Annotated in this window: 17 protein-coding genes; 3 read left to right on the top strand and 14 right to left on the bottom strand. The window is 71.2% G+C overall.

Translation table 11 applies throughout. From position 1 onward, the window contains the following. Positions 1–150 precede the first annotated feature (150 nt). The 5 genes from PUT80_RS41370 to cmk all read right to left on the bottom strand — a co-directional run bounded on the left by PUT80_RS41370 (position 151) and on the right by cmk (position 8,683). A complete protein-coding gene (locus PUT80_RS41370) occupies positions 151–1,515 on the bottom strand; it encodes a M1 family metallopeptidase (RefSeq protein ID WP_275295397.1) in 1,365 nt (454 codons plus the stop codon). Positions 1,516–1,597: 82 nt separating this feature from the next. After that, positions 1,598–5,485 carry a Pls/PosA family non-ribosomal peptide synthetase gene (locus tag PUT80_RS41365; protein ID WP_275295396.1) on the bottom strand — a complete coding sequence of 1,296 codons (3,888 nt, stop codon included), beginning with the start codon at positions 5,483–5,485 and terminating at the stop codon, positions 1,598–1,600. 318 nt (positions 5,486–5,803) lie between these two features. Further along, positions 5,804–7,288 carry a ribosome biogenesis GTPase Der gene (gene der, locus PUT80_RS41360; protein ID WP_275295394.1) on the bottom strand — a complete coding sequence of 495 codons (1,485 nt, stop codon included), beginning with the start codon at positions 7,286–7,288 and terminating at the stop codon, positions 5,804–5,806. A gap of 16 nt (positions 7,289–7,304) precedes the next feature. Further along, complete coding sequence (locus PUT80_RS41355) at positions 7,305–7,961, bottom strand: lysophospholipid acyltransferase family protein (protein ID WP_205673281.1); 657 nt, start codon at positions 7,959–7,961, stop codon at positions 7,305–7,307. Next, positions 7,958–8,683 (bottom strand): (d)CMP kinase, encoded by a 726-nt coding sequence (gene cmk / locus PUT80_RS41350; RefSeq protein ID WP_275295395.1) that lies wholly within the window; start codon positions 8,681–8,683, stop codon positions 7,958–7,960. The genes PUT80_RS41355 and cmk overlap by 4 nt, the downstream gene beginning before the upstream one ends. A 196-nt stretch (positions 8,684–8,879) precedes the next feature. Between cmk and PUT80_RS41345 the strand changes: the two genes are divergently transcribed. The 3 genes from PUT80_RS41345 to PUT80_RS41335 are packed head-to-tail and all read left to right on the top strand — an operon-like array spanning position 8,880 to position 10,956. After that, positions 8,880–9,248 (top strand): DUF4267 domain-containing protein, encoded by a 369-nt coding sequence (locus PUT80_RS41345; protein WP_238605689.1) that lies wholly within the window; start codon positions 8,880–8,882, stop codon positions 9,246–9,248. A 35-nt stretch (positions 9,249–9,283) separates the two neighbouring features. After that, positions 9,284–9,766: a cation:proton antiporter regulatory subunit gene (locus tag PUT80_RS41340; protein ID WP_009079551.1), complete on the top strand. Its 483-nt coding sequence runs from the start codon at positions 9,284–9,286 to the stop codon at positions 9,764–9,766. Then, positions 9,766–10,956, top strand: a complete 1,191-nt coding sequence (locus PUT80_RS41335; protein WP_037815470.1) for a cation:proton antiporter — start codon at positions 9,766–9,768, stop codon at positions 10,954–10,956. Before PUT80_RS41340 ends, PUT80_RS41335 begins: the two co-directional genes overlap by 1 nt. Positions 10,957–11,366: 410 nt before the next feature. On the opposite strand, the gene PUT80_RS41330 is transcribed toward PUT80_RS41335, so the two are convergent. The 9 genes from PUT80_RS41330 to PUT80_RS41290 form a co-directional block, all read right to left on the bottom strand. Then, entirely contained in the window at positions 11,367–13,268 is a 1,902-nt protein-coding gene (locus PUT80_RS41330; protein ID WP_275295393.1) for a Xaa-Pro dipeptidyl-peptidase, read from the bottom strand. An 88-nt stretch (positions 13,269–13,356) separates the two neighbouring features. Further along, a complete protein-coding gene (locus PUT80_RS41325) occupies positions 13,357–14,109 on the bottom strand; it encodes a pseudouridine synthase (protein WP_037815466.1) in 753 nt (250 codons plus the stop codon). Beyond that, on the bottom strand, positions 14,099–14,941 hold the full coding sequence (scpB, locus tag PUT80_RS41320; RefSeq protein WP_275295392.1) for an SMC-Scp complex subunit ScpB: 843 nt from the start codon (positions 14,939–14,941) through the stop codon (positions 14,099–14,101). The genes PUT80_RS41325 and scpB overlap by 11 nt, the downstream gene beginning before the upstream one ends. Further along, entirely contained in the window at positions 14,938–15,963 is a 1,026-nt protein-coding gene (locus PUT80_RS41315) for a segregation/condensation protein A (RefSeq protein ID WP_240692044.1), read from the bottom strand. Before PUT80_RS41315 ends, scpB begins: the two co-directional genes overlap by 4 nt. After that, positions 15,963–16,379: a cobyrinic acid a,c-diamide synthase gene (locus PUT80_RS41310; protein ID WP_134668136.1), complete on the bottom strand. Its 417-nt coding sequence runs from the start codon at positions 16,377–16,379 to the stop codon at positions 15,963–15,965. The genes PUT80_RS41315 and PUT80_RS41310 overlap by 1 nt, the downstream gene beginning before the upstream one ends. Continuing rightward, on the bottom strand, positions 16,376–17,434 hold the full coding sequence (locus PUT80_RS41305; protein WP_199817785.1) for an AAA family ATPase: 1,059 nt from the start codon (positions 17,432–17,434) through the stop codon (positions 16,376–16,378). The genes PUT80_RS41310 and PUT80_RS41305 overlap by 4 nt, the downstream gene beginning before the upstream one ends. A gap of 132 nt (positions 17,435–17,566) precedes the next feature. After that, on the bottom strand, positions 17,567–18,499 hold the full coding sequence (gene xerD / locus PUT80_RS41300; protein ID WP_275295391.1) for a site-specific tyrosine recombinase XerD: 933 nt from the start codon (positions 18,497–18,499) through the stop codon (positions 17,567–17,569). A gap of 39 nt (positions 18,500–18,538) precedes the next feature. Beyond that, positions 18,539–19,171, bottom strand: coding sequence for an NUDIX hydrolase (locus tag PUT80_RS41295; protein ID WP_275295390.1), 633 nt, complete (start codon positions 19,169–19,171; stop codon positions 18,539–18,541). After that, entirely contained in the window at positions 19,168–20,868 is a 1,701-nt protein-coding gene (locus PUT80_RS41290; protein WP_081684781.1) for a CTP synthase, read from the bottom strand. The genes PUT80_RS41295 and PUT80_RS41290 overlap by 4 nt, the downstream gene beginning before the upstream one ends. Positions 20,869–20,871 lie beyond the last annotated feature (3 nt).

The raw sequence follows: 20,871 nt of genomic DNA, 5'->3' as shown, positions 1-20,871 counted from the left end.
CCCGATACGAAGCTCCCCTGCGGTTCGGGGGTGCTTGTCAAGGCATCTTTCCCGCCTTGACAAGCACCCCCGAACCGTCAGCACAATCAAACTTCGGGGTGCCCCACGCAACCACCCGTGCGCAATGTCGCCGCCAGGCGACGAGCCGAATCACAACAACGGCAAGGACGGCAACTCAACCCTCTCCAACCACCGGACGAAGAACTCCCCCAAAGACCGCCCAGCATAAGACTCGGCCAGCGCCACGAACCCCTCCGTAGTCACCGCCCCATGCCGATTCTCCACCGCCCAAGCCTTAACCAGCGCGAAAAACGCCGAATCCCCCATCTCCCCCCGCAGCGCGTGCAGCGTCAACCCCCCACGCTTATACACGCGCTCATCAAACATCCGAGAAACCCCAGGATCCCCGATACTCACATCCGCCGGCTTGGCCCGCACCCGCGCATACCAACCCCGAGCCAACGCCTCCGCCGACTCCCCACCAGCCCGCTCCGACCACAACCACTCGGCGTAAGTAGCAAACCCCTCATTGAGCCAAATATGCCGCCAGTCAGCGACAGTCAGACTGTTCCCGAACCACTGATGCGCCAGCTCATGCACCACCAGCCGCTCGTGAGTCCGCTTCCCGTCCACATGGTTGGCCCCGAAGATCGCCATCCCCTGCGCCTCGATGGGATCGTCGAGGTCGTCGTCCGTCACGACCACCACGTACTCGCCGAACGGATACGGCCCGAACCACTCCTCGAGCGCGTCCATCATCCGGCCCTGCCGCCCGAAGTCCCGCGCGAACGCCCGCCGCAGCCGGGGCGGCACCGCGGCTCGCTGGACGACTCCGCCCGGCCGGTCGACCGCGGTCCCCGGAACCCAGGCGCCGGAAGACAATTCGAGGTCCTCGTACCGCCCGATCTGGACGCTCACCAGGTACGTCGAAGTCGGCTCCGGCCGCTCGAACACCCACTTGGTCGTGCTCGCCGACTGGTACCGCGACACGAGATTCCCCGTCGCCGCAACGAGATACGGCGACGACGTCGCGACCGAGATCCGGTAGCTCGCCTTGTCCGCCGGATGGTCGTTGCACGGGAACCACGACGGCGCGCCCACCGGCTGGCTCGCCACCAGCGCGCCGTCGGTCAGCTCGTCCCAGCCGATGTCTCCCCACCGGCTGCTGACCGGCCGCGGGTTGCCCGCGTAGCGGATCTCCACCTGGAACTCGGCACCGGCCGGAAGCGACCGCGCCGGTTTGACCTGCAGCTTCAGCCCTCGCCGCACGTACTTCGCCGGTTTGCCGTCGACCAGCACGCGCGACACCCGGAACTCGCCGAAGTCGAGCGTCAGCCGGGACAGCGCCTGGGTGGCCTCGCAGGTGAGCACCGCGGTGGCGGACAGCCGGTTCGGCCCGATCCGGTAGTCGAGATCGAGGTCGTAGTGCCGGACCCGGTAGCCGCCGTTCCCGTGCGCGGGGAGGTACCCGTCGCCCGAGGTCTCCGCTCCGGGCGCGGCCGCTTTCCCGTTCACCCGCACCGAAACCCGCCTTCGCCCGCTGCCGTGATCGTTTCCAGGATGAGGCACGAAAGCAGGAGCCGCAACGGCCGTGCCCTCACCGCCGCCAGGCCGAGATCGGATTGCCGAGCCAGCGGCTGTCCGCGGGCACCGCGTCGCCGCGCGTCACGAGCGAACCCGGGCCCACCGTGGTGCGCGCGCCGATGCTCGCGCCCGGCAGCACGATCCCGTGCGGGCCGAGCGTCGCGCCCTCTTCCAGCCTCACCCGCGACATGGTCATGATCCGGTCGTGGAACAGGTGCGTCTGCACCACGCAGCCGCGGTTGATCGTCGCGCCGTCGCCCAGTTCGACCAGGTCGGACTCGGGCAGCCAGTAGGTGTCGAGCCAGACGCCGCGGCCGATCTTGACGCCCATCGTGCGCAGCCACGCGGGCAGCAGCGGCGTGCCGCCGAGCGACCCGATCAGCCACGGCACCGCGAGCGCCTCGACGAACGTGTCGGCCAGCTCGTTGCGCCACACGAACGAACTCCACAGCGGATGGTCGATCTCGCGGAACTTCCCGACCAGCAGCCACTTCGCCGCGGTCGCGGTGAGCGCCGCGACGATCCCGGCGGCCAGCAGCACCGGCCCGGCCAGCAGCGCGGCGACCCAGAAGCCGCCCCACGCCGCCAGCGCCACCAGTGCGAACGCGACGCCGACGGTGAGCGCGACCGCGCACATCACCGGCAGGATCCGGCACAGCTCGACCAGCGCCCGCGCCGCCTTGAGGTGCAGCGGCGGCGTGTACGTGCGGCTGGTGTCGCTCTCCTCCACCGCGCGGCGCACCGGCAGCGGCGGCATGCCCAGGTACGACGAGCCCTTCTTCGCCTTCGCCGGCGTCGAGGACAGCACCCCGACCAGCCCGCGCTTCGGCACCGAACGGCCCGGCGCGGTCATCCCCGAGTTGCCGAGGAACGCCTGCTTGCCGATCCGCGCCGGGGCGGCGTGCAGCCAGCCGTGGCCCAGTTCGTAGGTGGCGACCATGGTGTCGTCGGCGAGGAACGCGCCACTGTCCACTTTGGTCATCTTCGGCAGCGCCAGGACGGTCGACGCCTCCACGTTGCGGCCGACCTTCGCGCCGAGCAGCCGCAGCCACACCGGCGTGAACAGGCTGGCGTACAACGGGAACAGGCCTTCGCGGGCCATCCCCATCAGCCGCTCGGTCGCCCAGACCTGCCACGCGACGCGGCCGTGCACCGGGTGATAGCCCTCGACCATGCCGACGCCCAGCGCGCGGACCCCGGCCAGCACGAGCAGCGCGTAGGTCAGGAAGTAAGCGACGGTCGCGACCGGCACGAAGATCAACGCCTGGCTCAACGCGGCACCCAGATCAGAGGTGCCGGCGATCGCGTACCCGATCACCGCGACGCCCGGCAGCGCGGCGATCCCGGGCAGCAGCCCCAGGAACACCGAGGTCGCGCCGTACACCGAAGCCCAGAACCGCGACCGCGGCGGACGGCTCGACGGCCACTTCAGCGCGTCCTTGACGTCCGAGCGCACCGCGGGCGAACCGGCCCAGCGCTGGCCCGCCGGGACCGCGCCGCGCACGGTCGACCCGGCCGCGATTTCCGCGCCCTTGCCGACCCGGGCGCCGGGGAACAGCGTGCTGCGCGCGCCGACCCGGGCCTCGGCCCCGATCCGCATCTTGCCGATGTGCACGACGTCGCCGTCGACCCAGTGGCCGGACAGATCGACCTCGGGCTCCACCGCCGCGCCGCGGCCCAGTTTGAGGAAACCGGTGACCGGCGGCGGCGAGTGCAGGTCGACGTCCTTGCCGATGCGCGCGCCGAGCGCCTTCGCGTACGTCGTCATCCACGACGCGCCCGCGACGCTGTCCGCACCGCTGAACTCGGCCAGCTTCTCGGCGGTCCACAGTCGCAAGTGGACACTCCCGCCGCGCGGGTAGGTGCCGGGGCGGACCCCGGACAGCAGCACGCGCGCGCCGCCCGCGGCGATGGCGATCCGGCCCGCCGGGGTGAACAGCACGAGCCAGGCGAGCACCAGCCACGCCCAGTTCAGCGTCGGCGCCCAGGACACGCCCAGCAACGCCAGCACGTTCGAGCAGGCGGCCGCGAGCGTGGTCCAGCGCAGCCCGACGAGACCCATCAGCGGGACCATCAGCAGCGACTGCACGAGACCGGCGCGACGCGGCGTCGGCGCGATCTCGCGGCGTTCGGTCTCCTCGCCGCTGAGCGCGTCCAGCTTCGCGGCGAGCGCGCCGAGCTTCGGGTTCTGGTAGATGTCGCTGACCGACACCTCGGGGTGGCGGGTGCGGATGCGCGCGATCAGCTGCGCCGCGGTGAGGCTGCCGCCGCCGTTGGTGAAGAAGTCGGCACTGGCGGTGCTCACCGACACGCCGAGGATCTCGCTCCAGCCCTCGGCGAGCCACGCCTCGGTGGGCGACAGCCCGGCCGCGCTCGCGTCCACAGTGGACAGCGGCCACGGCAGCGCGGCGCGGTCGACCTTGCCGGACGTGCGGGTCGGCAGGTCGTCGATCGTCGCGAGCAGCGGCACCAGCGCGGCGGGCAGCTGCGCGCGCAGCCGGGTCGCGGCGTCGTCGGTGTCGAGCGTTTCGCCGTCCTCGGGGACGATGTAGCCGACCAGGACCTGGTTGCCCGCCTTGGTGCGGCGGACCGCGGCGGCCGCGCCGCGCACACCCGGCAGCGCCTGCAGCGCCGCGTCGACCTCGCCCAGCTCGATCCGGCGGCCGCCGAGCTTGATCTGCTCGTCGAGCCTGCCGAGGAACAGCAGGCCTTCCGGCTCCGCGCGGACCATGTCGCCGCTGCGGTAGGCGCGCTCCCAGCCCATCGACGGCAGCGGCGCGAACTTCTGCGCGTCCTTCTCCGCGTCGAGGTACCGGGCGAGCCCGGCCCCGCCGATGACCAGCTCGCCGGTCTCGCCCATGGCGACCGGCTCGCCCTCCTCGTTCACCACGACGAGCTGCCAGCCGGCCAGCGGCAGGCCGATCCGCACCGGGCCCTCGCCGGTCATCTGCGCGGCGCAGGCCACGACGGTCGCCTCGGTCGGGCCGTAGGTGTTCCACACTTCGCGGCCTTCGACGGCCACGCGCTCGGCCAGCTCCGGCGGGCAGGCTTCGCCGCCGAAGATGAGCAGGCGCACGTCTTCCAGCGCGTCCGCCGGCCACAGCGCGGCCAGCGTCGGCACCGTCGAGACGACCGTGATGCCCTGCGCGACCAGCCACGGGCCGAGGTCGACGCCGGTGCGCACCAGCGCGCGCGGCGCGGGCACCAGGCAGGCGCCGTGCCGCCAGGCCAGCCACATCTCTTCGCAGGAGGCGTCGAACGCGACGCTCAGCCCGGCCAGCACCCGGTCGCCGGGGCCGATCGGCTCGTCGGCGAGGAAAAGCTGCGCTTCGGCGTCCACGAAGGCCGCCGCCGAGGCGTGCGTGACCGCGACGCCCTTCGGCTTGCCGGTGGAGCCGGAGGTGAAGATGATCCACGCGTCGTCGGCCGGGCCGGGCTGTCCGGTGGCGCCGCTCGGGGTCCCGGCGACGGTGATCTCGCCGTCGGTGGCGATCGCCGCGACGCCTGCCTCGCCGAACACCAGCTCGGCGCGCTCGTCGGGGTCGTCGGCGTCGACCGGCACGTACGCCGCGCCGACCGACAGGGTCGCCAGGATCGCGATATACAGCTCGGCGGTGCCCGAGGAGATCCGGATGCCGATACGGTCGCCGAGGCCGACGCCGTGCTCGCGCAGCTTGCGGGCGTACGCGTCGATCTCTTCGGTCAGCCTGCGGTAGCTCAGCGGGCCGGTGCCGTCGTCGAGCGCCGCGGCGTTCGGGTGCCGCTCCGCGGTCGCGGTGAGGATGTCCAGGAGGGTGCGCTCGGCGGCGGGCGCGGCGGTCTCGAACAGAGCGGGCGAGAGCGCCGCCTCGACGGCGAGAGTCAGGGCTTCGGTGCTGCCGGAATCGGCGGTCAGCGTCACCGGGCCGCCCCAGCGGCCGGGTGCGTTCCGGTATTCCGGAACGGGGTGGACACGGTCGAACTCTGGGCGCGCAAGCCCATCACTCACCTTTCGCGAGCGTCATTCGGGCCGGCCATCCGAATGAGGCGCCCGTAGCGACCGTCCACCTTACGCGGCGATCAAGCCCAGGTCGCGTCAGGGTAACGGCGGCGTGTCGGACATCACGACGCGCAGGCCGGGCAAGGGATAACCCCAATGTGGCATTGGGTGCATCTCACGCACCGAATGCCACATTGGGTGCGTCCTACGCACCCAATGCCACATTGGGGCGGTCCCGGCTCAGCGGTTGCGAGCCGCTTTTCCGCCCGCCTTCGGCTTCTGCTTCTTTTCGCGGACGCGCACATTCACCCGGACGGGACTGCCCGCGAAGCCGAACTGCTCGCGGAATTTCCGCTCGATGAACCGGCGGTACCCGGCCTCGAGGAACCCGGTGGTGAACAGCACCAGCGTCGGCGGGCGGATGCCCGCCTGCGTCGCGAACAGCACCTTCGGCTGCTTGCCCCCGCGCACCGGCGGCGGCGTGGCCGCGATGAGGTCGGACAGCCAGCCGTTGAGCTGACCGGTCGACACGCGCTGGTCCCACGAGGACAGCGCCGTGCGCAGGGCGGGCGCGAGCTTCCGCACCGCGCGTCCGGTGAGCGCGGAGACGTTGACCTTCTCCGCCCACGGCACCCGCACGAGGCCGCGGTCCAGCTCGCGCACCATCGCGTACCGGCGGTCCTCGTCGACCAGGTCCCACTTGTTGAACACGAGCACGCACGCGCGGCCCGCCTCGACCACCATCGTCAGCACCCGCAGGTCCTGTTCGGTCAGCGGTTCCGAGGCGTCCAGCAGCACGAGCGCGACCTCGGCCGCGTCGATCGCGGTCTTGGTCCGCAGCGAGGCGTAGTACTCCGCGCCGTCGGCGAAGTTCACGCGCTTGCGCAGGCCCGCGGTGTCCACGAACCGCCAGACCTCGCCGTCCAGCTCGACCAGCGAGTCGACCGGGTCGACCGTGGTGCCCGCGACCGAGTCGACCACCGAACGCTGCTCGCCGGAAAGCTTGTTGAGCAGGCTGGACTTGCCGACGTTCGGCTTGCCGACCAGCGCGACGCGGCGCGGCCCGGCGGTCACCGTGCCGGCTTCGCGCGGTGCTTCGGGCAGCGCGGCCATGATCGCGTCGAGCAGGTCGCCCGAGCTGCGCCCGTGCAGCGCGCTGACCGGGTGCGGTTCGCCGAGGCCCAGCGACCACAGCGACGCGGTGTCGGCCAGCAGCCGGTCGTCGTCTACCTTGTTCGCGGCCAGCAGGACCGGCTTCTTGGAACGGCGCAGCACGCGCGCGACGGCCTCGTCGGTGGCGGTAGCCCCGACCGTCGCGTCGATGACCAGGAGCACCGCGTCCGCGGTCTGCATGGCCATCTCGGCCTGCTGCGCGACCGAGGCCTGCAGGCCGGTGGCGTCGGGCTCCCAGCCGCCGGTGTCGACGAGCGTGAACCGGCGCCCGGCCCAGAACGCGTCGTAGGCGACGCGGTCGCGCGTCACGCCCGGCACGTCCTGCACGACCGCTTCCCGGCGGCCGAGGATGCGGTTGGCCAGCGTGGACTTGCCCACGTTCGGCCGCCCGACCACGGCGAGCACCGGCTGCGCGGCGGCCGCCCGGCCGTCGGCCTCCTCGGCCTCGATCTTCGCGTCGAGCGCGGCGAACTCGGACTCGTCGGACCAGCTGCCGTCGACCTCGCCGAGACCGTCCACCGCACTGTCAGCGGCGGCGTCAAACCCTGTCATCGTTTCCCAACTTCACCTACGGCGTGGCGAACCCGTGTTCGCCGCGCCAGTCGTCCAAAGACTGCACGAGCGCCGCGAGCTGCGTGCGCAGCTCCTCGGTGCCCTGGTCGAGGCCCTTGCGGCCCGGACCGACCTTCAGCGCGAACGGCTCCCCGAAGAGGAGGTCCACGCGCGGTCGCCAGCGGCGCTTGCCGTCGGCGGGCTTGCGCGTCCCGCGGATCGCGATCGGCAGCACGGTGGCTCCCGAAGCGCGCACCAGCCACGCCGCTCCGCGCTCGGCGGCGCCGACGTCGCCCTCGCCGCGCGTGCCTTCCGGGAAGATCCCGACCGCCCCGCCCGCCTTGAGCACCCCGACCGCCGTGGTCAGCGGCGTCCGGTCGATCTCGCCCCGGCGGACCGGGATCTGGCCGATCGCCCGCAGGAACCGGCCTCCGATCCCCGTGAACAGCTCGGCCTTGGCCAAGAACGCGCTGCGGCGCGGAAGCATTCCGATCACCAGCTGCGGATCGACGTTCGAGCTGTGGTTCGCGATCACCACGAGCGGCCCGTCGGCGGGCACCCGGTCGCGGCCGTGCACCCGGATCCGGAACGCCGGACGCAGATAATACCGGCCCGCGGTCCGCCCGATGTCGAGCAGGAGGCCGTTCGCCCCCTCGGGGAGGGCCCCGCTCACCGGCTGACCCCGGCCTCGGCGGCGGCCGGTTCGGCCGGGCAGTCGCCGAGCAGCCCCCGCCCGCGGGCGAGTTCGGCCAGCGCGACGATCACCTGGTCGATGGTCAGCTCGGAGGTGTCGACCTGGACCGCGTCCCCGGCCGCGCGCAGCGGCGAGGCGGCGCGGGTGTAGTCGATCCGGTCGCGGCGCTCCACCGATTCGCGGGCGGATTCGACGCTCGAGGCCCGTCCCGCCGCGGAGTCCTGGGTGTTCCGCCGCGCGGCGCGGACCTCGGCCGAGGCGGTGAGGTAGATCTTGAGCGGCGCGTCCGGCGCGACGGTGGTGCCGATGTCCCGGCCCTCGACGACGATCCCGCCGTCGTCCTCGACCGCGTCGGCGATGATCCGGCGCTGGCGGGCGACGAGCACCTCGCGCACCTGCGGCACGGCCGACACCGGCGACACCGCGCCGGTCACCTCGGGGCCGCGGATCTCGGCCGCGACGTCCTCGCCGGCCAGCCGGATGTCCGGCCGCTCCGGGTCGGTGCCGAGCGAGAAGTCGACGTCGTGCGCGAGGGCGCCGACCGCGTGTTCGTCGGCGAGGTCGATCCCGGCGCGCAGCACGGCGAGCGTGACGACGCGGTACATCGCTCCGGTGTCGAGGTAGCGGGCGCTCAGCCGTCCGGCGAGCTTGCGCGCCACCGTGGTCTTGCCGGTTCCCGACGGGCCGTCCAGCGCGACCACCCCACGTAGGGCTCCCGTCACCGATGCTCTCCTCACGTTCGTCCCGCACACCCAGTCCGGTTCATTCTGCCCGTAGCCGGTCCCGGCACCTCAGGCGGTGTCCGCGGCGGAAATTCAGGCGCCGCTAGACAAGCTAGCGCCGCTAAGTTAGCGTTGCACTTGTTCCTAGCGCTGCTAACTCCCTCGGAAGGTCCCCATGCTGATCGCCGCTTACGTCCTCGCCGCCGTCCCCGTCCTCGGCATCATCTACGTCGGCATCGGCTATCTGACCGCCCCGGCGAAAAGCGCCGCGACGTTCGGCCTGCGGGAAATCCCGACCGGCTCGACGGCGTTCTTCGAGATCAAAGGGAACCGCGACATCGGCACCGGGCTGATCCTCGGCGTCGCGATGCTGGCGGGCAGCGCGCACCTGGCCGGCTGGCTGCTGCTGGCCGCGACCGTCATGCCGGCGTGCGACATGCTGATCATCCTGCGGCACAAGGGGAAGAAGAGCATGGCCTACGGAGTGCACGGCGCGACCGCCGCGTTCATGGCCGCGACCTCGGTCCTGTTCCTGCTGGGCTGAACTCCGCGAATCGGACAATGAGTTACCGTGTCCGAGTGAACGTCGAAGTCACCCCTCTTCCCGGAATCGGTGTCCGCAAGGACTTCGCCACCCGCGCGGGCCGCCGCATCGGCGTCGTCACCCAGCGGGACGGCAAGATCGAGCTGATCGTCTCTAAATCCGACGATCCGGACGCCTGCCTCGCGTCGCTGCCGCTGACCGCGGACGAGGCGGGCGCGCTCTCGAACCTGCTCGGCGCGCCGCAGCTGGTGGCGCAGCTGAACGAGGAGCACCGCGAGCTGCCGGGCATCAACACGAAGCAGCTGCCGATCACCGCGGACAGCCCGTTCGACGGCCGTTCGCTCGGCGACACCGCGATGCGCACGCGGACCAGCGTCTCGATCGTCGCGGTGATGCGGGCCGGACAGGTGCACCCGTCGCCGACGCCGGACTTCCTCTTCACCGCGGGCGACCTGCTCGTCGTGGTCGGCACGTCCGAGGGACTGGAAGCCGCCGCCAAGATCCTCAAGCACGGCTGATGGACCACACCGCACTTTCGCTGATCGAACTCGGCGCGGTCTTCTTCGTGCTCGGCGCGCTGGGCAGGCTCGCCGGCCGGATCGGCCTCTCCCCCATCCCCCTGTATCTCCTCGGCGGCCTGTGCTTCGGCTCGGGCGGCCTGATCCCGCTCGCCGACATCGGCGATTTCGCCCACCTCGCCAGCGAAATCGGCGTGGTGCTGCTGCTTCTCCTGCTCGGCCTGGAGTACTCCGCGGCCGAACTGTTCACCGGCATGCGGCGGTCGTGGACCGCGGGACTGGTGGACATCGTGCTCAACGCCGCACCCGGCGCGGCGGTGGCGCTGATCCTGGGCTGGGGCCCGATCGGCGCGATCGTCATGGCGGGCGTCACGTACATCTCGTCGTCCGGCATCATCGCGAAGGTCCTCGGCGACCTCGGCCGGCTCGGCAACCGCGAAACGCCGGTGGTGCTGTCGATCCTCGTGTTCGAGGACCTCGTGATGGCGCTGTACCTGCCGATCCTGACCGCGATTCTCGGCGGGGTGAGCCTGCTCGGCGGGCTGGAAGCCGTGGGCATTTCGCTGCTGGTGATCACGGTGGTGCTGGTGATCGCGCTGAAGTTCGGGCGGTACGTGTCGGCGCTGGTGGACAGCGACGACCGGGAAGTGTTCCTGCTCAAGATCCTCGGCGCCGCCCTGCTGGTGGCCGGGATCGCTTCGGCACTGCAGGTGTCGGCGGCGGTCGGGGCGTTCCTGCTGGGCATCGCGGTGTCCGGGTCGACCGCGCACAACGCGACCCGGCTGCTGGAACCGCTGCGGGATCTCTTTGCTGCGATGTTCTTCGTGGTGTTCGGGCTGAACACCAACCCGGCGTCGATTCCGCCGGTGCTCGGGTGGGCTGCGGCGCTTGCTGTGGTGACCACTTTGACGAAGGTGGCCACCGGGTGGTGGGCTGCTCGGCGGCAGAAAATCGGTCGACTCGGCCGGGCCCGCGCGGGAGCGGCTTTGGTTGCGCGGGGCGAGTTTTCGATCGTCATCGCCGGGTTGGCGGTTACTGCTGGAGCTGTCGATGGCGAACTGGCCGCGCTCGCTACGGCTTACGTGCTGCTGATGGCGATCCTCGGACCGACCGCGGCTCGGGTGGTCGAGCCGATCGCGAAAGCCTTCCAGCGCAAGGCAGCGGCCAAGGAGACCGTCACTGCTGGGTGAGCGGCTGCGGTTTGGTGGGTGGCTAGAAGCGCCCCAATGTGGCATTGGGTGCGTCACATGCACCCAATGTGGCGTTCGGTGCGTCGCACGCACCCAATGCGGCATTGGGGTTTTCTCAGTGGCGCGGCGGGCGGTGTTGGTACGGCGAGGCGCAGCGTCGACGGGGCTGCGTTGCTTCTCCGCTCCGGTTGACGTCCGTGAGGGGAACCCTGAGGGAATCTGATTCCGTCAGGGTTCCCCTCACGACCTCCGCACCAGCCCGACCGTGCTCCCCGACCGAGGGCAGCGTCACGCGCCGCGCTCGCGGAGGGTTGCGTCCCTCTGGCGGCGGGTGAGTGCGTGGGGCCGAGGTCCGTGAAGGGCTCCTTGAGGGAATCTGATTCTCTCAAGGAGCCCTTCACGGACTTTTGTCAGCGCAGGTCGAACCGCGCCGCGGCCGGAACGTGCGCGAGCGGACCCGCCGGAGCGGATTCCGTCCGCGGACGCGCCGGAACCGTGCCGACCAGCGGGATCCGGGCCGAGGTCTTGGCCAGGTCGATGGTCAGCTTCGGCGGGTTCGCCGGTGCGGTGATGAAATTGGCGTCCGTGCCGCCGATCACCAGTGCCAGCCGGTGCCCGGCCGGGACGATGTGGTCGGTGCTCGCCAGGCGGAACGTCATCGTGTACGCCTTGCCCGGCGTCAGCCGCGCTTCCCGGCTCAGGGACTGGTAGTTCGCCAGGTCCGCCCAGCCTCGGCTGATGATCGTGTAGTCCACGTTCGTCGTGTCCGCGCTGGTCACCTTGTAGCAAGCGCTGTCGCCGTCGATGCTCGAACCCCAGCACGTGCGGTCCGTGCCGGTCACGATTCCTTCGCCAGAGCCCGAGAAATTGCGGATCTTCGCGGGGCCGTAGTCCACCAGCATCGCCGATAGATGCGCGGTCGGAGTGCTCGGCGTGGCCGTCACGGTGATCGACGAGGTGCCCGAGACCTGCACCGGCGAAGAGAGCGCGCTAGTGCTGTACAGGACGCGGTTCGGCGACGTGCCCGACGGGTTCGCCGCCCACTCGTTCTCGCCGATCTTCGGGTTGTCGGTGAACGACGCGCTGCCCCGGCCACCCGCGGTGCCGAGCGTGCCGACGCCAGCGGTACGGCCCGGCTGCGGCCGCAACACCGTCCCCTTGGTGCCCGGCGCGGGGTAGGTCGCTTCGTTGACCCACTGGTCCGGCTGGCGTTCGACGGTCGCCTGCGGTTCCTTATCGATGCCGTTGTCGATGCCCATCAGGTAGTGGTCGAACCACCGGTGCAGGGTGTCGACCCACTCGGTACGGCGGTAGTCGAACGGGTCGACGTGGCCGGTCTGGGCGAGCCAGATCTTGCGCTGCACGCCCTTCGCGGCGAGCGCGTCCCACCATTGGCCGTAGTTGATCGGCATGACGTTCAGGTCGTTGACGCCGTGCGAGATGAACACGCTGGCGCGCACGTTCTTCGCGTTCGCCACGTAGTCGCGCTCCGCCCACAGCGGGCCGTAGTCGCCGTTCTCGGTCGCGCCCTCGGCGAGTTTCCGGTTCTGTGCCGAACAATCCTGGCCGCCGTTGCGCCGCTCGACGGTCTGCGCGAGCCCGTCCGGGTTGAAGCCGAACGACGCGCCGTCCGAGCGGTAGTAGTCGTACCAGGAGCTGATCGCGGAGATCGGCACGATGGTCTTGAGTCCTTCGACGCCGGTCGAGGCGACGCCGTTGGCGATGGTGCCGTCGTAGGACTTGCCGATCATCCCGACGCCGCCGTCGCTCCAGCCCGCCGACATCTTCGTGCCGCCGGTTTTCGCGGTGTAGCCGGTCGCGCGGCCGTTCAGCCAGTCGACGACCTTCTTCGCCGACTGGACGTCCGAGTTGCCGCCGACGTCCATGCACCCGGTCGACCGGTTGGTTCCCGCGAGGTCCACGAGCACCACCGCGTACCCGCGCGGCACGAAGTAGTTGTCGTAGAACAGCGGGAAGCCGACCGGTCGGCCCTGCGCGTCGTACGTCTTGAACTGGGTTTCGTTGCCGCGCCCCACCGAGGAGTAGTACGGGCTGGCGTCCATGATCACCGGGATCTTCTTGCCCGCCTCGGCCGGTTCCTTCGGTCGCACGATGTCGGCGGCGACCCGGTCCGGCACGCCGTCCCCGTCGCCGTCCCGGCCGAGGTCGACCCACACCGTTTCGCGGATCGCCCCGGCGTAGTCGTACTGCGGCTCCGTGGCGGTTCTCGCCGGGGCGGCCGTCGCGGCCGCCGGCACCACCACTCCCGCGGCCAGCACCGCGGCGGCGCACAGCCCTGTCAGCACACGCATTCCCGTCGCCCTCCAGAGTCGTCGTCGGGTACCGACAACTCTGGTCGGGGCGCGGGGTCCGGCAGCAGGGCCGAAAGTGGGGAACCGGTCAGAGTCCCACGGTGCGGTACAGCGTGCCGACCTCGCCGCGGTTCAGCCTGCGGATCGTGCCCTGGCGCTGGTTGCCCAGCTGCACGTCGCCGACCGCGGTGCGCACCAGCTTGCGGACCGGGTGCCCGGTGGCCGCCATGAGCCTGCGCACGATGTGCTTGCGGCCCTCGTGGATCACCAGCTCGATCATGCTCCGGCCGGAATGCATGTCCTTGACCCGGAACTGGTCGACCTTCACGATCCCGTCCGGCAGCTCCCAGCCCGCGCGCAGCTCCTTGCCGAGCCCGCGCGGCACCAGCCCCTCGACCTCCGCGAAGTACGTCTTGAGCACCCGGTACGACGGGTGCATCAGCCGGTGCCCGAGGTCGCCGTCGTTGGTCAGCAGCAGCAGGCCCTCGGTGTTCTCGTCGAGCCGTCCGACGTGCACGACGCCCGGGGTCTCCTCCCACCGGCCGCGCAGGTAGTCGCCGACGCACGGGCGGCCCCGGTCGTCCGACATCGTCGAGTGCACGCCCTTGGGCTTGTTGAACGCGAGGTACACGAGGTCGTCGCGGAGGTTGACCCGCGTGCCGTCGACGTGGATCACCGCCTCGTCCGGGTGCACGCGGCGGCCCAGTTCGGTGACGACCTCGCCGTCCACCTCCACCCGGCCGGCCGCGATCAGGTCCTCGGCGGCCCGGCGCGACGCCACGCCCGCCTGCGACAGGACCTTCTGCAGGCGGATGCCGTCGGGGTGTTGCTCAGATGTCATCGATGGTGTCCACTTCGGGTAGCAGCGGAGCGATCGGGGGTAGGTCGTTCAGCGACGACAGCCCCAGTCGCTCCAGGAACAGCTCGGTCGTCACGTACAGCGTGCCCGTGGTCTCCGGGTCGGTGCCCATCTCCTCGATGAGCCCCCGCGCCAGCAGGGTCCGGATCACGCCGTCCACGTTCACCCCGCGCACCGCCGCGACCCGGGCCCGGGTGACCGGCTGCCGGTACGCGATCACGGCGAGGCTCTCCAGCGCGGCCCTGGTCAGCTTCGACCGCTGGCCGTCCAGCAGGAGCTTCTCCACGAACGGGGCGTAGGTGTCCCTAGTGTAGAACCGCCACCCTTCGCCGACGCGCCGCAGGTCGATCCCGCTGGCCCGCTCGGTGAACTTCTGCGCCATCGTCCGCAGCGCGACGGTCACCCTGGCGACCGGCTGGTCCAGCGTTTCGGCGAGGGAATCCTCCGCGATCGGCGAGTCCACGACGAGCAGCAGCGCTTCGAGAGCGGCTTCGAGCGCCTCGTCCGACTCGACGCTGGGCAGGCCGCTGTCGACGGCGACCAGTCCTTCGTCGTCGGACGGCTCCGCGGCTTCGGCCTCCGGCGCGGATTCGGCTTCGGCGTACTCCGGCTCGGTTTCGGCTGGCTCCGGCGCTTCGACTTCCGGCGCGGGTTCCGGCTCGACGGCCTCCACAGGCTCGGCCTCGTTTTCCGGCTGCGGCGCGGTTTCCGGCTCAGTCTCGTCCGGCTCGACCGCAGCCTGTTCGGCCTCGACCTGAGCCTCTTCCGCCGGACTCTCCTCCCGCTCCGGTGCGCGGTCGTCTTCGGTGCTCACCCGTATTCCTCCTCATCGGCCGCCGCGCGGTCGTGCTCGGCGGCGACGGACGCCTCGGCCACGCTGCCGCCGGTCCAGCGGACGTGCAGTTCCGCCAATGCCTCCAGCTGGTCGAACTGCACTGACGACTCGCGGTACAGCTCCAGCAGCGCGAGGAACCGCGCCACGACCTCGACCGTGTGCTCGCAGTCCGAGGTCAGTTCCTTGAACGTCGCCTGCCCGGCCTCGGCGAGCTTGAGCCGCAGCAGCGCGGCGTGCTCGCGCACGGACACCCGGCCCATGTGGATGTGCGCGATCGACACCTGCGGCGGCGGTTTCGGCCGGAACACCGCGACCGCGATCTCCGCGAACCGCTCCGGCGTGACGCCCAGCATCACCTCCGGCAGCAGCCCGAGGTACCGCTCCTCCAGCGCCACCGACCGCGGGTACCGCCGCAGCGCGCCTTCCTCCAGCTCGCCGAACAGCGCGGCCACCTGCTTGTACGCGCGGTACTGCAGCATCCGCGCGAACAGCACGTCCCGGGCTTCCAGCAGCGCGAGGTCGTCCTCGTTCTCGACCTCGGCCGCGGGCAGCAGCCGGGCGGCCTTGAGGTCGAGCAGGGTCGCCGCGATCACGAGGAACTCGGTGGTCTCGTCGAGGTTCCAGTCCGGGCCGAGGGCGCGGGTGTAGGCGATGAAGTCGTCGGTGACGGTGTGCAGCGCGACCTCGGTGACGTCCAGCTGATGCTGCGAGATCAGCTGCAGCAGCAGGTCGAACGGGCCCTCGAAGTTCTGCAGCCGCACCTTGAACTTCGAGGACCCCTCGTCGGCGGCGTATCCCTCGGGGATGGTGCCGCCGTGCACCGTCTCGTGCACGGCCGGAGCCTCGGCGGGCCCGGGGGCTTCCGGAGCGTCGGTCTCCTCCGGAGCCTCCGCGGCCGCCGTGCTTTCCGGAGCCGCTGCGCCGGGTTCCTCCGTGCCGCGCGTGCTTTCGGTGGCTGCCGCTTCCGGCTCCGGCAGCTCGGCCGATGCCGGTTCGTCCATCAGCCCTCGGTTCCGCCGTCCTCGCCGTTCGCCCGCAATCGCTGCACGAGCACGGAGTCCTCGCCGCGCTGGTCGAAGTCGGCGAGCAGCACGGCGACCGCCTCGCGGACCAGCCGGCCGCGGTCCACGACCAGGTCGTGCTTGGCGCGCAGGTTCAGCCGGGCCTGCTCCATCGCGAGCAGTTCCTCGCCGGAGACGTACACGGTGATCTTCGCGTCGTGCTTGGTGCGCCCGGACCCGCTGCGCGCCGCGTTGCGGGCCAGCTGGTCGGCGTCCGCCGGAGCGCTCGGCTTGCGCGGCGGGGCCACCGGTTCCGCCGGAGCGGGCACGGCGGGACGTTCGAGCGCGGGGGTCGCCGGACTGGAGGTGAGGCGGAAGAGCTCCGACGCTCCGGGCAGGGAAGCGCGCCTGCTCACCGAGCGATCACCTCGCGGGCCAGCGCGCGGTAAGCCGCGGCGCCGGCGGACTTGGGGGCCCAGGTCGTGATGGGCTCGCCCGCGACCGTCGTCTCGGGGAACCGCACGGTGCGGTTGATCACCGTGTCGAACACGGTGTCGCCGAATGCCTCGACCACGCGAGCCATGACCTCCTTCGAGTGCAGGGTTCTCGGGTCGTACATCGTGGCGAGAATCCCCGTGATGTCCAGTTTGGGGTTGAGGCGTTCCTGCACCTTCTCGATCGTGTCGATCAGGAGCGCGACGCCTCGCAGACTGAAGAACTCGCACTCCAGGGGGATGATCACACCGTCCGCGGCGGTCAATGCGTTCACCGTCAACAGGCCGAGCGAGGGCTGGCAGTCGACAAGAACATAGTCGTAGTCGTTCATCACCGGACGAAGGACCCGTAACAACGTGTGCTCGCGCCCTACCTCTGCGACGAGCTGGACCTCCGCCGCGGACAGGTCGATGTTGCTCGGCAGCAGGTCAACGCCGTCGACGCGGGTTTTGCGGAGCACGTCCTCGATCTGCACCGAGCGCTCCATGATGACGTTGTAGACCGTCTGGTCCAGTTCGTGCGGCTGGATGCCGAGCCCGACCGACAGCGCGCCTTGGGGGTCGAAGTCGACCAGCAGCACCCGGCGGCCGCATTCGGCGAGCGCGGCGCCGAGGTTGATCGTGGACGTGGTCTTGCCGACCCCGCCCTTCTGGTTGCACATGGCGAGCACCTTCGCCGGGCCGTGCCGCTCGAGCGGCGGCGGCTCGGGGATCTCGCGCAGCGGGCGGCCGGTCGGCCCGATCCCGCTCTCCGCGCGCTCCTTCGCCCGCATCCGGGCGCGTTCGGCGCGGGTCAGCGGCCGTTCCGGCTCGTCGCCCTCGTGGTCCGCCGGCGTGGCGATCCGCGCGTGCTCGAGGTTCGCCGCGGCCGAACCGGAGGACCCGGACGACGCAGCGGGCCCGGCGGACACTGCCGGCCCAGCTGGCCCGGCGGGCGCTGCCGGGTCCTCCGGCTGGTTCGGAGTCGGTGTCGACATGGCGCGAAAGCTCCTTGTTCGGCGGGGTCTCCGGCAGCCTATGCGGATTTCCGGAGCACCGGCAAAGCGCCGCGCCGGGCCGCACGGGCCGAGTCACCGCAGCGTGGGAAGGCCCTGAGGCGGTTCGGACGTTCAGCCCAGCGCGCGCGGATGCGCGGTGGCGTAGACCTCTCGCAGCGTCGTGACCGTGACGAGCGTGTACACCTGGGTCGTGGTCACCGAGGCGTGGCCGAGCAGTTCCTGCACCACGCGGACGTCCGCGCCGCCCTCGAGCAGGTGGGTCGCGAACGAGTGGCGCAGGGTGTGCGGCGACACCGCGGCGGTGATCCCGGCCCGCTCGGCGGTGTCCTTGAGCACCTGCCACGCGCTTTGCCGGGACAGCCGGCTGCCGCGGGCGTTGAGGAAGATCGCGGACGTGCCCCGGCCGTTCGCGGCGAGCGCGGGACGAGCGCGGACCAGGTACGCGTCGAGTGCTTCCAGCGCGGGACGGCCGATCGGCACCAGCCGTTGCTTGCCGCCCTTGCCGTCGAGCAGGACGGTGCGCTCGGTCTCGTCCACATCGTCCACGTCGAGCCCGACGGCCTCGGAGATCCGGGCTCCGGTCGAGTAGAGCAGTTCCAGCAGCGCGCGGTCGCGCAAGGCGCGTTCGCCGTCCGGCGGCGGGGTGTCGAGCAGCTTCAGGACGTCCGCGACCGGCAACGCCTTGGGCAGCCGTTTCGCCGCGGCCGGCGGACGGACGTCGCGGGCCGGGTCGTGTTCGGTGAGCCCGTCGGCGTGCGCGAACTTGTGCAGCCCGCGCACCGCGACGAGCGCCCGCGCGGCCGACGACGCCGCCAGCGGCCGGTGTTCTTCGTCGCCTTCGCGCAGCGCCGCTCCGAACGAGGTGACGTGCGCGGGCGTGACCTCGGTCAGCCGCGCGATCCCCGCCGCTTCCAGGTGGGCGGCGTAGCGGCGGAGGTCGCGGGAGTAGCTGTCGAGGGTGTTGCGGGCGGTGCCGCGTTCGACGACGAGATGGTCGAGGTACGTGGCGATCGCGCCCCGCACCTCGACTCTCGCGTCATTCACGCCGCCACTCTAGGACGGCGCCCCGACAGAACCGGGAATTCAGCCCTCGGCCAGTCGGCGGGCGAACCGGGAGGGCCGGTCCTGCCACGGCGCGTCGGCCGGGCGCGTCTCCGCCGCCCCGGTCAGCACCGCGTGCGCCGACAGCACGCCCGAGACGGTCGCGCCGTTGACCAGCTCGCCCGCGAGCGCCATCCGGACCGCCTCGGCGAGCGGGAACTTCCGCACCACCAGGTCGGCCTCCTCGTCGCCGAGCACGTCGCGGTCCACTTCGGACAGATCGCGCGCGAGGAAGACGCGCACCACCTCGTCGGTGAACCCGGGCGAGGCCGCGACGTCGACCAGGGTGTCCCAGCGGGCCGCCGCCAGCCCGGATTCCTCGGCCAGCTCGCGCTTCGCCGCCTCGACCGGCTCCTCCCCCGGCTTGTCGATCAGCCCGGCGGGCAGCTCCCACAGCCTGCGCCCGAGCGGATGCCGGTACTGGTGCACGAGCGTGACGTTGTCCTCGCTGTCCAGCGCCGCGATCACCACCGCGCCGAGGTGTTCGACCACCTCGCGCTTGGCGGTTTCCCCGCCGGGCATCACGACGTCGTCGACCCGGAGGCCGACGACGCGTCCCACGTGGACGACCGTGCTGCCGGCGACGGAGAACTCGTGCGTGCCGGGCGCGCTCACCGAGCCGCCACGGGCGTTTCGGGGAGTTCGACCGGGAGCCGCTCGGCGACCTTGCGGTCCACGACGGCCTTCACGAACGCGCTGAACAGCGGGTGCGGCCGGGTCGGGCGGCTCTTCAGCTCGGGGTGCGCCTGGGTGCCCACGAAGAACGGGTGCTTGTCCGCGGGCAGTTCGACGAACTCGACGAGCCGGTCGTCCGGCGAGGTGCCGGAGAACACCAGGCCCGCGTCGCCGATCTGCTTGCGGTAGGCGTTGTTCACCTCGTAGCGGTGGCGGTGGCGTTCGGACACCTCGGTGGTGCCGTACGCCTTGGCGACCTGCGAACCGGCCTTGAGCTTCGCCGGGTACGCGCCGAGCCGCATGGTGCCGCCCATGTCCCGCTCGCCCGCGACGACGTCGCGCTGGTCGGCCATGGTCGAGATCACCGCGTGCTGGGTGTCCTCGTCGAACTCGGCCGAGTTCGCGCCCTCGATGCCCGCGAGGTTCCGCGCGCTCTCGATGACCATGCACTGCAGGCCGAGGCACAGCCCGAGCAGCGGGACGCCGTGCGTGCGCGCGTAGTGGATCGCGCCGACCTTGCCCTCGATGCCGCGGATGCCGAACCCGCCGGGGATCAGCACACCGTCCACATCGGACAGCACGGACGCCGCGCCGGATTCGGTCTGCGCGTCGTCCGAGGCGACCCAGACGATCTCGACCTTGGCGCGGTGCGCGAACCCGCCCGCGCGCAGCGCCTCGGTGACCGAGAGGTACGCGTCCGGCAGGTCGATGTACTTGCCCACCACGGCGACCCGGACGATCTCGCTCGGGTTGTGCACGCGGTCGAGCAGGTCGCCCCACACCGTCCAGTCGACGTCCCGGAACGGCAGGCCCAGCCGGCGCACCACGTACGCGTCGAGCGCCTCGCCGTGCAGCACCTTCGGGATGTCGTAGATCGAGCGCGCGTCCGGGCAGGCGATGACCGCCTCGGTGTCGACGTCGCACATCAGGCCGATCTTGCGCTTGAGGTCGTCCGGGATCTCCCGGTCCGCGCGGCACACCAGCGCGTCCGGCTGGATGCCGATGTTGCGCAGCGCGGCGACCGAGTGCTGGGTCGGCTTGGTCTTGAGCTCGCCCGAGGGGGCGAGGTACGGCACCAGCGACACGTGCAGGAAGAAGCACTGGTCGCGGCCGACGTCGTGGCGCACCTGGCGGCACGCCTCGAGGAACGGCAGCGACTCGATGTCGCCGACCGTGCCGCCGACCTCGGTGATCACCACGTCCGGCGCGACGCCGTTCTCGTCCGGCCCGGCCGCGGCGGTGATCCGCGCCTTGATCTCGTCGGTGATGTGCGGGATCACCTGGACGGTGTCGCCGAGGTACTCGCCGCGGCGTTCTTTGGCGATCACCTCCGAGTACACCTGTCCGGTGGTGACGTTCGCCTTGCCGTCGAGAGAGCGGTCGAGGAAGCGCTCGTAGTGCCCGATGTCGAGATCGGTCTCGGCGCCGTCGTCGGTGACGAACACCTCGCCGTGCTGGAACGGGTTCATCGTCCCGGGGTCGACATTGAGGTACGGGTCGAGCTTCTGCATCGTGACGCGAAGTCCGCGCGAAGTGAGCAGCTGTCCGAGGCTGGACGCCGTCAGACCCTTACCCAGAGAGGAGGCAACGCCTCCGGTGACAAAGACATACTTGGTAGCCCGCGACTGAAGTCCCACGGG

It is taken from the genome of Amycolatopsis sp. La24 (genome assembly GCF_029087445.1).
Taxonomy (GTDB): Bacteria; Actinomycetota; Actinomycetes; order Mycobacteriales; family Pseudonocardiaceae; genus Amycolatopsis; species Amycolatopsis nivea.
This window is presented reverse-complemented; position numbering and strand designations above follow the sequence as displayed.

Excerpts from the sequence above, each read along its gene's own strand:
- PUT80_RS41330 (WP_275295393.1), bottom strand. The coding sequence starts at position 13,268 with ATGCGTGTGCTGACAGGGCTGTGCGCCGCCGCGGTGCTGGCCGCGGGA.
- PUT80_RS41335 (WP_037815470.1), top strand. The coding sequence starts at position 9,766 with ATGGACCACACCGCACTTTCGCTGATCGAACTCGGCGCGGTCTTCTTC.
- PUT80_RS41315 (WP_240692044.1), bottom strand. The coding sequence starts at position 15,963 with ATGGACGAACCGGCATCGGCCGAGCTGCCGGAGCCGGAAGCGGCAGCC.
- PUT80_RS41325 (WP_037815466.1), bottom strand. The coding sequence starts at position 14,109 with ATGACATCTGAGCAACACCCCGACGGCATCCGCCTGCAGAAGGTCCTG.
- PUT80_RS41305 (WP_199817785.1), bottom strand. The coding sequence starts at position 17,434 with ATGTCGACACCGACTCCGAACCAGCCGGAGGACCCGGCAGCGCCCGCC.
- der (WP_275295394.1), bottom strand. The coding sequence starts at position 7,288 with ATGACAGGGTTTGACGCCGCCGCTGACAGTGCGGTGGACGGTCTCGGC.
- PUT80_RS41345 (WP_238605689.1), top strand. The coding sequence starts at position 8,880 with ATGCTGATCGCCGCTTACGTCCTCGCCGCCGTCCCCGTCCTCGGCATC.